The organism is Frigoribacterium sp. PhB116, from assembly GCF_004364285.1.
GTDB lineage: Bacteria > Actinomycetota > Actinomycetes > Actinomycetales > Microbacteriaceae > Frigoribacterium.
This window is the reverse complement of the sequence record NZ_SOBE01000002.1, coordinates 1044247-1054682: the sequence shown is the minus strand read 5'-3', so window position 1 is coordinate 1054682 and position 10436 is coordinate 1044247. Positions and strand designations below refer to the sequence as shown.

General features: G+C 71.8%; 10 protein-coding genes. All 10 read right to left on the bottom strand.

Going from position 1 to position 10436, the window contains the following annotated elements; all coding sequences use genetic code 11:
* Positions 1–271 precede the first annotated feature (271 nt).
* The 10 genes from tyrS to argC all read right to left on the bottom strand — a co-directional run bounded on the left by tyrS (position 272) and on the right by argC (position 10419).
* Positions 272–1582 (bottom strand): tyrosine--tRNA ligase, encoded by a 1311-nt coding sequence (gene tyrS, locus EDF20_RS11395; RefSeq protein WP_133738693.1) that lies wholly within the window; start codon positions 1580–1582, stop codon positions 272–274.
* 12 nt (positions 1583–1594) lie between these two features.
* Positions 1595–2200, bottom strand: a complete 606-nt coding sequence (locus tag EDF20_RS11390) for a DNA-3-methyladenine glycosylase (RefSeq protein ID WP_123548728.1) — start codon at positions 2198–2200, stop codon at positions 1595–1597.
* A gap of 5 nt (positions 2201–2205) precedes the next feature.
* Positions 2206–2331, bottom strand: coding sequence for a hypothetical protein (locus tag EDF20_RS16150; protein WP_255416206.1), 126 nt, complete (start codon positions 2329–2331; stop codon positions 2206–2208).
* Complete coding sequence (gene argH, locus EDF20_RS11385; RefSeq protein WP_123548727.1) at positions 2328–3779, bottom strand: argininosuccinate lyase; 1452 nt, start codon at positions 3777–3779, stop codon at positions 2328–2330. The genes EDF20_RS16150 and argH overlap by 4 nt, the downstream gene beginning before the upstream one ends.
* Positions 3779–4978, bottom strand: a complete 1200-nt coding sequence (locus EDF20_RS11380; RefSeq protein ID WP_133738692.1) for an argininosuccinate synthase — start codon at positions 4976–4978, stop codon at positions 3779–3781. The genes argH and EDF20_RS11380 overlap by 1 nt, the downstream gene beginning before the upstream one ends.
* Positions 4979–5086: 108 nt before the next feature.
* Positions 5087–6007, bottom strand: a complete 921-nt coding sequence (gene argF, locus EDF20_RS11375) for an ornithine carbamoyltransferase (RefSeq protein WP_133738691.1) — start codon at positions 6005–6007, stop codon at positions 5087–5089.
* Positions 6004–7221 carry an acetylornithine transaminase gene (locus tag EDF20_RS11370; protein WP_279586174.1) on the bottom strand — a complete coding sequence of 406 codons (1218 nt, stop codon included), beginning with the start codon at positions 7219–7221 and terminating at the stop codon, positions 6004–6006. The genes argF and EDF20_RS11370 overlap by 4 nt, the downstream gene beginning before the upstream one ends.
* Positions 7218–8216 (bottom strand): acetylglutamate kinase, encoded by a 999-nt coding sequence (argB, locus tag EDF20_RS11365; protein WP_123548724.1) that lies wholly within the window; start codon positions 8214–8216, stop codon positions 7218–7220. Before argB ends, EDF20_RS11370 begins: the two co-directional genes overlap by 4 nt.
* Positions 8216–9373 (bottom strand): bifunctional glutamate N-acetyltransferase/amino-acid acetyltransferase ArgJ, encoded by a 1158-nt coding sequence (gene argJ, locus EDF20_RS11360; protein WP_123548723.1) that lies wholly within the window; start codon positions 9371–9373, stop codon positions 8216–8218. Before argJ ends, argB begins: the two co-directional genes overlap by 1 nt.
* Entirely contained in the window at positions 9370–10419 is a 1050-nt protein-coding gene (gene argC, locus EDF20_RS11355) for an N-acetyl-gamma-glutamyl-phosphate reductase (RefSeq protein WP_133738690.1), read from the bottom strand. The genes argJ and argC overlap by 4 nt, the downstream gene beginning before the upstream one ends.
* Between the last annotated feature and the right edge of the window lie 17 nt (positions 10420–10436).

Here is a 10436-nt window from a genome sequence, read left to right as displayed (position 1 = left end):
CGCTCCGCCGCACCTCCGTGGTGACAAGAGGAAACATTACAGGCACACCAGGCACATCGTCCAAACCCTGCCGCATCCCGGGCGTGTCGCAACGTCGAACCCCGGAAAATCAAGGGTGCGGGCCCTGATCGGCCGCCAGAAGGCCGCACACGGCCTCCAGGGGCACGATCAGCGACGCGACTGGACTCGCGAAACGCGCCTCTCGATCACCGCATGCACGAAGGCCCGCCCCTGAGAGGGGCGGGCCTTCGTCGTCACGGAGCAGGGCGGGTCAGCGGACCGTCACGCCGGCCAGGGTCTTCTTGCCGCGACGGAGCACGACAGTGCCGCCGGCCAGGGTGGACTCCCCCACCGGAGCATCGGCGTCGACCACGCGGACGTTGTTCAGGTAGACCCCGCCCTCGCCGGTGCTCCGGCGGGCGGCACCCAGAGATGCCGACAACCCGGTGGCCACCAGTGCCTGCGCCACCGTGGTGGTCCAGTCCGCCTCCGCGGACGGGAGCTCGGCGACCGCGCTGCGGAGGGTGTCCTCGTCCAGGACACCGAGGTCGCCCTGGCCGAAGAGAGCGGCGGCCGCGTCGATCGCCGACTGCGTGGCGGCCTCGCCGTGGACCAGTCGGGTGACCTCCCACGCGAGCGTGCGCTGCGCCTCCCGCCGGAACGGCTCGTCGGCCACCGCTCGCTCGAGCGACTCGATCGCCGCTCGGTCGAGGAACGTGAACACCCGCAGCCGGGACACGACATCGGAATCGTCGGTGTTGAGCCAGAACTGGTACATCGCGTAAGGGCTCGTCAGCTCGGGGTCGAGCCAGACGGCGTTGCCCTCGCTCTTGCCGAACTTGGTGCCGTCGCTGTTGGTGATCAACGGGGTCCCGATGGCGTGCACCGCGACTCCCTCGGTGCGACGGATCAGCTCGGTGCCGCTGGTGAGGTTGCCCCACTGGTCGCTGCCCCCCGTCTGCAGCACGCACTCGTGCTGGCGGTAGAGCTCACGGAAGTCCAGGCCCTGCAGGATCTGGTAGCTGAACTCGGTGTAGCTGATGCCGGCGTCCGAGTTCAGGCGGGCGCTCACCGCGTCCTTCTTGAGCATCGTGCCCACCCGGAAGTTCTTGCCGATGTCACGGAGGAACTCGATCGCCGACAGGGGCGCCGTCCAGTCGAGGTTGTTCACGACCCGGAGGCCGTTCTCCCCCTCGGCTGCGAGGAACTTCTCGACGTGCACGCGGATCCGCGTCACCCACTCGGCGGTCTGCTCGGGTGTCTTCAGGGTGCGCTCGGCCGTCGGACGCGGGTCGCCGATCAGGCCGGTCGAACCGCCGACGAGCCCGAGCGGCCGGTGTCCGGCCAGCTGGAGGCGACGCATCAGCAGCAGCTGCACGAGGTTGCCGAGGTGCAGGCTCGGCGCGGTCGGATCGAAGCCGCAGTAGTACGTGATCGGCGGGCCGGCGAGCACGGACTTCAGCGCCTCGGCGTCGGTCGAGACGTGGACCAGGCCGCGCCACTGCAGCTCGTCCCAGACGTCGTCGAACGTGGGGTCGTTGGCCTGGCCGGCGAGGACGTCGGCCGTGGTTTCGCTGCTCACCCGAGAACGGTATCAGCGTGCGGACGTGCCGCCGCCGCGCCGGACCGCGGGCCGCCAGGCCGAGACCGACGGCTCGCCCGCGAGCGTGAACCGCCACGGGAACTCGTCGGTCCCGGCGCGGCCGGAGACCCCGACGCGCGGACCGGCGACGACCTCGCCGACGGGCCCGGCCGGCAGCTCGAGGGAGAACCGCCCGGTGCCCAGGGTGCTGCCGTCGTCGTCGAGACCGATGTCGAGTGCCGACCCGAGCCTCCCGGGTCCCTTCGCCAGCTCGGCGTCGTTCCGGGCGGATGCCCGGCGCGACCGAGCGACGTCGAGACCGTCGACGACCTCGCCCGCGCGGAGCAGCAGCCCCGAGGCGTAGCCCTCGGGGCCGCAGACGATGTTGACGCACCGGTGGATCCCGTAGGACAGGTACACGTAGAGGGTCCCGCCCTCGCGGAACATGCTCGAGTTCCGCGGCGTCGGCCCGCGGTGCGCGTGCGACCCGGGATCCTGTCCCTGGCCGTGGTACGCCTCGACCTCGGTGAGCCTGACCGCCACCTCCCCGACCCGGAACACCGAGCCGAGGAGGAGCGGGCCCACCTCGAGGGCCGGCCGCGTCAGCAGCCGGGCCACCTCGTTCAGAAGAACCGCTGGCCCGAGGCGGTCGCGATCACGACGACCGCGACGAGGACGACGACGCACACCGCGACGACCGCGGGCAGCAGCCAGGCACGCGGGGTCCGCGGTCGACGCGGCTCGGTCACGCCGAGACCGGGTCGAGGTCGCGGACCAGGTGCGCGACGCGCTCGGTCAGCTCGGCCAGCTGCTCGGCGACGCGCTCGGGAGCCGTCCCGCCGACGCCCTGCCTGCTGCCGATCGAGCCGCGCACGGTCAGGACCGCACGGATCTCGGGGGTGAGGTGCGACGACACCTCGGCGTACTGCGCGTCGGTCGGCTCGTCGAGCTCCAGCCCGTGCTGCTCGCAGAACCGAACCAGCTCGCCGCTGATCTCGTGGGCGTCACGGAACGTCACTCCCTGGCGGACGAGCCACTCGGCCACGTCCGTCGCGAGCGAGAAGCCCTGCGGCGCGAGCTCGGCCATGCGGGCCTCGTCGAACTCGAGCGTGGCGATCATGCCCGTGAACGCAGGCAGCAGCACCTCGAGCTGGGTGACCGAGTCGAACACCGGCTCCTTGTCCTCCTGCAGGTCGCGGTTGTACGCGAGCGGGAGGCCCTTGAGCGTCGCCAGGAGGCCCGTGAGGTTGCCGATCAGCCGCCCCGACTTGCCCCGGGCGAGCTCGGCGATGTCCGGGTTCTTCTTCTGGGGCATGATCGACGACCCGGTCGAGAACGAGTCGTGCAGCTTCACGAAGCCGAACTCCCGCGTCGACCACAGGATCACTTCCTCGGCGAGGCGCGACAGGTCGATGCCGATCGAGGCCGCCACGAAGGCGAACTCGGCCACGACGTCGCGGCTGGCCGTCGCGTCGATGCTGTTCTCGGTGGTGCGCTCGAAGCCGAGCTCGGTCGCGACGAGCATCGGGTCGAGGCCGAGCGAACTGCCCGCCAGGGCGCCGGCGCCGTAGGGCGACGCCGACGCACGACGCGACCAGTCGCGCAGGCGCTCGAGGTCGCGGACCAGGGGCCAGGCGTGGGCGAGGAGGTGGTGCGCGAGCAGGACGGGCTGCGCGTGCTGCAGGTGCGTGCGCCCGGGCATCACGGCATCGGGATGAGCCGAGGCCTGCGAGGCGATCGCGTCGACGAGCCCGACCACGAGACGGCCGATCGCCGCACCGTGGTCACGCAGGTAGAGACGCACGAGCGTGGCGATCTGGTCGTTGCGGCTGCGGCCCGCGCGGAGCTTGCCGCCGAGCTCGGCGCCGGCGATGCCGATCAGGCCGCGCTCGAGCGCCGAGTGCACGTCCTCGTCGGACTCCGCCGCCACGAACGAGCCGTCGGCGACGTCGCCCTCGAGCTGGTCGAGGGCGGCGACCATGGCGTCGAGCTCAGCGCCGTCGAGGTACCCCGCGGCCGCGAGGGCACGGGCGTGCGCCCGTGACCCCGCGATGTCGTACGGCGCGAGCTGCCAGTCGAACTGCGTCGACTTGCTCAAGGCAGCGAGCTCGGGGGCGGGGCCGGAGGCGAAGCGGCCTCCCCACAGGGCGCCCGCCTCCCCCGCCCGCTGGTTCTGGCCCGGGGTCGCGTCGGCCACTACTGCTGCGCCAGGTCGCGACGCGCCGAGATCTTGCTCGGCAGCGACCAGATCTCGATGAAGCCCTTGGACAGCGACTGGTCGAACGTGTCGCCCGTGTCGTAGGTCGCGAGGTCGAAGTCGTACAGGCTCTGGTCGCTCCGCTGGCCGGTGACGACCGCGCGGCCACCCTGCAGCTTGAGGCGGATCTCGCCCGAGACGTACTTCTGCGTGTCGTCGATGAAGACGTCGAGCGAGCGCTTCAGGCCCGAGAACCACAGGCCGTCGTAGACGAGGTTGGACCACTCGGCCTCGACGCCGCGCTTGTAGCGACCGAGGTCGCGCTCGATCGTGAGCGCCTCGAGCGCCTCGTGCGCCTGGATCAGCGCCACGGCACCCGGAGCCTCGTAGACCTCGCGGCTCTTGATGCCGACGAGACGGTCTTCGACGACGTCGATGCGGCCGACGCCGTGCGCGCCCGCGAGCTCGTTCATCTTCTGCACGATGCCGAGCGGCGTGTACGAGACGCCGTCGATCGCGGTGGGCACGCCGGCCTGGAAGGTGATGACGACCTCGTCGGCGTCCTTGATGACCGAAGGATCCTGCGTGTACTCGTACAGGTCTTCGATCGGCGGGTTCCACGGGTCCTCGAGGAAGCCCGTCTCGACCGCGCGGCCCCAGACGTTCTTGTCGATCGAGTAGGGGTTCGCCGCGCTCTGGCGGATCGGCAGCGAGTGCTGCTCGGCGTAGATGATCGCCTTGTCGCGGGTGAGGGCGAGGTCGCGGACGGGCGCGATGCTCGTCAGGTCGGGCGCGAGCGCGGCCACGGCCGCCTCGAAACGGACCTGGTCGTTGCCCTTGCCGGTGCAGCCGTGCGCGACGCTGTCGGCGCCGAGCTCCTTCGCGACACGGGCGAGGTGGCGCGCGATCAGCGGGCGGCTGAGGGCCGAGACCAGCGGGTAGGTCTTCTGGTACATCGCGTTGGCCTTGAGGGCGGGCATCAGGTAGTCGCGCCCGAACTCCTCCTTGGCGTCGACGACGACCGACTCGACGGCACCGCAGTCGAGGGCACGCTGACGGATGTCGTCCATGTCCTCGCCGCCCTGTCCGACGTCGACGGCGAGGGCGACCACCTCCTTGCCGGTCGCGTCAGCGAGCCAGCCGATGCCGACGGAGGTGTCGAGACCTCCGGAGTATGCGAGGACGACGCGTTCCGCCATGGTTCTCCTTGAGTGTGGTGTGTGGGTGATCTTATCGGGAGGCCGCCCGGCCTCGTGGCCGGGCGGCCGGTGCTGCGAGCTCGGTGCTGCTGGCTCGCCGCTGCTGCCTCAGTGCGAGAGCAGCCAGGTGAGGAGCGCCTTCTGGGCGTGGACGCGGTTCTCCGCTTCATCCCAGATGACGCTGGTCGGGCCGTCGATGACGTCGGCGTCGACCTCGTACCCGCGGTCGGCGGGGAGGCAGTGCAGGAAGATCGCGTCGTCGGCCGCCTGCGCCATGAGCGCCTGGTCGACCTTGAAGCCGCCGAAGACGGCGACGCGCTCGTCCTTCTCGTCCTCCTTGCCCATGGAGACCCAGGTGTCGGTGACGACGACGTCGACGCCCGCGACCGCGGCCGCGGCGTCGTCGACGACCTGGACGGATCCGCCGGTCGTCGCGGCGATCGCGGCCGCGTCGTCGACGACGTGCTGCTCGGGCTGGAAGCCCGCCGGCGAGCCGATGCGGACGTGCATGCCGGCGGTGGCGCCGGCCAGCAGGTACGACTGGCCCATGTTGCTCCGGCCGTCGCCGACGAAGGCGACGGAGAGGCCCGCGAGCGTGCCCTTCACCTCGCGGATGGTCTGCAGGTCGGCCAGCAGCTGGCAGGGGTGGAAGTCGTCGCTCAGCGCGTTGACGACCGGGACGGTCGTGCCGGCCGCCATCTCCTCCAGGCCGGACTGGGCGTAGGTGCGCCAGACGATCGCCGCGACCATGCGCTCGAGGACGCGTGCGGTGTCGGACGGCGTCTCCTTGCCGCCCAGCTGGCTGTTCGCGGTCGCTATCACGAGCGGGCTGCCGCCGAGGTCGGCGATGCCGACCGCGAACGAGACCCGGGTGCGGGTGGACGACTTGTCGAAGATCACGGCGACCGTCTGCGGGCCCTCGAGGGGTCGCTGCGACCAGCGGTCGCGCTTGAGGGCGTCGGCGAGGTCGAGGACCTCGAGCTGCTCAGCGGGGCTGAGGTCGTCGTCGCGGAGGAAGTGGCGGGTCATTCGAGACCTTTCAGGACGCGGGAGAAGAGGGCGGAGAACTCGGCGATCTCGGCGTCGCCCACGATGAGCGGAGGAGCGAGACGGATGCTGGAGTCGTTGGGGGCGTTCACGATCAGGCCTGCCTCGAGGCACCGCGCCGAGATCTCGGCGGCGATCGGCTGGGTCAGGCCGATGCCGATCAGCAGGCCCTGCCCGCGGACGCCGGCGACGAGCGGCGAGTCCATCGCCTCGACGGCGGCACGGATCTGGGCGCCTCGGACCACGGCGGCCTCGACGAGGCCGGCACGCTCGATCTCGCCGAGGACCGCGTCTGCAGCAGCCGTGGCCAGCGGGTTCCCGCCGAACGTGCTGCCGTGCTGGCCGGCCTCGAACAGGTCGGAGGCGGCGCCGAAGGTGACGAGCGCGCCGATGGGCACTCCCCCGGCGATACCCTTGGCGACCGTGATCGCGTCGGGCACGACGTCGAACTGCTGAAAGGCGAACCAGGAGCCGGTGCGGCCGATGCCCGTCTGGATCTCGTCGAGGACGAGGAGCGCTCCGTGCTCGCGGGTCAGCTCACGGGCCCTCTCGAGGAACCCGACGGGGAGGTCGAGCACGCCGGCCTCGCCCTTGATCGGCTCGACGAAGAGAGCCGCGACGTCGTCGCCCATCGCGGCCTCGAGCGCCTCGAGCGTCGTGTCGATGTGCTCGACGCCCGCCACCATCGGCTCGAAGGGACCGCGGAGCGCGGGCTTGCCGGTGAGGGCGAGTGCGCCCATGGTGCGCCCGTGGAACGAGTTCTGCAGGGCGAGGATCCGCGTGCGGCGTCCGTCGCCGCGGTTGAGCCGTGCCAGCTTGAACGCGGCCTCGTTGGCCTCGGCACCGCTGTTCGCGAAGTAGACGCGACCCTGGTCGCCCGCGCCGCTGATGCGGAGGAGGCGCTCGGCCAGGGCCAGCTGAGGCTCGGTCGCGAAGTAGTTCGAGACGTGGACGAGCGCGCCGGCCTGTCGGGCGATCGCCTCGACGAGCACGGGGTGCGCGTGGCCGAGGGCGTTGACGGCGATGCCGGCGAGGAAGTCGAGGTAGCGCTTGCCGTCGACGTCCCACACAGCGCAGCCCTCGCCGCGCTCGAGCATCACCTTCGGGGTGGCCAGCGAGCGCATGAACGCGTCGCCGAACCGGCTCTGCCAGTCGCGGCGCTCGTCGTGTCCGGCTGGGGTCTGGGTGGTGGTCACGACTGTCCTTCCTGCGGGGTGCTGACGTCGCCGACCGGGGTGATCGGGAACGAGTCGACGACGGGTGCGCCGTAGGCGGCGGCCCTGTCGTCGGGGACGACCTCGGTGCCCGACCCGCGCTGGGTGAAGACCTCGAGGAGGATGGAGTGCGGGATGCGGCCGTCGATGATGGTCGCTCCCCCGACGCCGCCGACGACCGCGTCGAGGCAAGCCGTCATCTTGGGGATCATGCCCGACTCGAGCGTCGGGAGCATGTCGGTGAGCGCCGACACGGTGATGGCGGCGACCAGCGAGTCACGGTTCGGCCAGTCGGAGTAGAGGCCCGAGACGTCGGTGAGCACGACGAGCTTGGTCGCCCGGAGCGCCACGGCGAGCGCGGCGGCCGCGGCGTCGGCGTTCACGTTCAGCAGCGACCCCTCGTCGCCCTCGTCGACGGCGAGCGACGACACGACCGGGATGCGTCCTGCCTCGATCTCGGCGAGCACCGACGACGGGTCGACGTCGACGACGTCGCCCACGTGCCCGAGGTCGACGGCCTCGCCGTCGACGACGGTGCCGCGGCGACGACCGCGGAACAGCGTCGATCCCTCGCCGGACACGCTGCGGGCCAGGTCGCCGTGCTCGTTGACGAGCCCGACGATCTGCTGCGCGACGTCACCGGCCAGGACGTCACGGACGACGGCGATGGCCTCGGTGCTCGTGTAGCGGTACCCGCCGCGGAAGTCGCTCGGGATGCCCGCGGTCGCGAGGGCCGCGGAGATCTGCGGACCGCCTCCGTGGACGACCACCGGGTACAGGCCGGCCAGCCGCAGGTAGACCATGTCCTCGGCGAAGGCACGGCCGAGCGCCTCGTCGACCATCGCGTTCCCGCCGAACTTCACGACCACGACCTTGCCGGAGAAGCGCTTGAGCCAGGGCAGCGACTCGATCAGGGTCGCGGCCTTGACGGCCGCGAGCTCCTGCTCGGCGCTGTGGGTCACCTCGTGTGCGCCCATCAGCTGGAGTACGCGCTGTTCTCGTGCACGTAGTCGTGCGTGAGGTCGTTCGTGAGGATCGTCGCCTCGGCGTCGCCGGCGCGCAGGTCGACCAGCACGTGGACAGCCCGCGGGGTGAGGTCGACGGTCTCGCTCGGGACGTCGGGCGCTCCCGCGTGGCAGACCCGGACGCCGTTCATCGACACGTCGACGTCGTAGGGGTCGAAGGCGGCCGACGTGGTGCCGATGGCGGCGAGCACGCGGCCCCAGTTGGGGTCGTTGCCGAACACGGCGGCCTTGAAGAGGCTGTTCCGGGCGACGGAGCGGCCCACCTCGACCGCGTCGTCCTCGTCGACGGCACCGACCACCTCGATGCGGATGTCGTGGGAGGCGCCCTCGGCGTCCGCCTGCAGCTGGCGAGCCAGGTCGGCGCAGAGCTCGGTGACCGCCGTCGTGAACTCGTCCGCCGACGGTGCCACGCCGGACTCGGCACTCGACAGGAGGACGACCGTGTCGTTGGTCGACATGCAGCCGTCGGAGTCGAGGCGGTCGAAGGTGACCCGCGTGGCCGCGCGGAGCGAGGCGTCGAGCGTCTCCGCCGGGAGGTCGGCGTCGGTCGTCAGGACGACGAGCATGGTCGCCAGGCCCGGCGCGAGCATGCCCGCGCCCTTGGCCATGCCGCCGACCACCCAGCCGTCACCGGCGACGACGGCCTGCTTCGGCACGCTGTCGGTCGTCATGATCGCGAGGGCGGCGTCCTCGCCGCCCTCGGCGCTCAGCTGGGTCGCCGCAGCGCGGGACCCGGAGAGCACCTTGTCGCGGAAGACCTGGTCGCCGACGCCGATCAGGCCGGTGGAGCACACGACGACGTCGCCCGCCGAGACGCCGAGCGACTCGGCGACGGCCTCGGCCGTGGCGTGCGTGGTCTGGAAGCCGAACGGGCCGGTGAAGCAGTTGGCGCCTCCCGAGTTCAGGACGACCGCCTCCGCGACGCCGTCGCCCACCACCTGCTGCGACCAGAGGACGGGGTGGGCCTTGGCGCGGTTGCTGGTGAAGACGGCCGCGGCGGCCTTGCTGCGGCCGGTGTTGACGACCAGGGCGACGTCGCGTGCCCCGGTGCTCTTGAGGCCGGCGACGACGCCGGCGGCGGTGAAGCCCTGTGCTGCGGTGACGCTCACGGTGCCACTCCGTCCGTGCTGAGGCCCGTGGTCTCGAGGAGGCCGAGGGCGATGTTGGCGGACTGGACGGCCGCGCCGGCCGTGCCCTTGACGAGGTTGTCGATGGCGCTGACGACGACGACGCGCTCGGCGGCCTCGTCGACGGCGAGGCCGAGGAGGGCCGTGTTCGCCCCGACCGTGTCGGCCGTCCGGGGGAAGACGCCCTCGGGCAGGACGTGGACGAAGGGCTCGTCCGCGTAGGCCTGCTCCCACGCGGTGCGGACGTCGTGGGCGCCGACCCCGGGGGCGAGCGTCGCCGTCGTGGTCGCCAGGATGCCCCGCGACATCGGGACGAGCACGGGGGTGAACGAGATCCTGACGTCTTGCGCGCCGGCGAGCCGGAGGTTCTGCTGGATCTCGGGCACGTGGCGGTGCGTGCCGCCGACGCCGTAGGCCGAGGCGGAGCCCATCAGCTCGCTGGCGAGGAGGTGCGGCGCGAGCGCCTTGCCGGCTCCCGACGGGCCGACCGCCAGGACCGAGACGATGTCGGTCGCCTCGACCAGCCCGGCACGGACTCCCGGCGCGAGGCCGAGGGTCACGGCCGTGACGTTGCAGCCGGGCACCGCGATGCGGCGTGCCCCGCGCAGGGCATCGCGCTGACGCCCGCCGGACGCGCCGAGCAGGAGCTCGGGCAGTCCGTACGCCCACGCTCCGTGGTACTCGGTGCCGTAGAACCGGGCCCAGGCGGCCTCGTCGGTGAGACGGTGGTCGGCCCCGCAGTCGACGACGAGGACGTCGTCGGGCAGCTGCGCCGCGATGGCACCGGACTTGCCGTGCGGGAGGGCGAGGAAGACGACGTCGTGCCCGGCGAGGGTCTCGGCCGTCGTCTCGACGAGCGTGAGGTGCGCGAGGGAGCGCAGGTGGGGCTGCAGGGCGACGAGGGGCTGCCCGGCGTTCTGGAACGCCGTGACGGTCGTGACCTCGAAGTCGGGGTGCGCGGCGAGGAGCCGGAGGAGCTCGCCGCCGGCGTACCCGCTGGCGCCCGCTACTGCTACGGAGTGAGGCATGTGTCCATCCTGATGGT

Coding starts and splice junctions, on each gene's coding strand:
- argF (WP_133738691.1), bottom strand. CDS start 6,007: ATGACCCGCCACTTCCTCCGCGACGACGACCTCAGCCCCGCTGAGCAG.
- argC (WP_133738690.1), bottom strand. CDS start 10,419: ATGCCTCACTCCGTAGCAGTAGCGGGCGCCAGCGGGTACGCCGGCGGC.
- EDF20_RS11380 (WP_133738692.1), bottom strand. CDS start 4,978: ATGGCGGAACGCGTCGTCCTCGCATACTCCGGAGGTCTCGACACCTCC.
- argB (WP_123548724.1), bottom strand. CDS start 8,216: ATGGGCGCACACGAGGTGACCCACAGCGCCGAGCAGGAGCTCGCGGCC.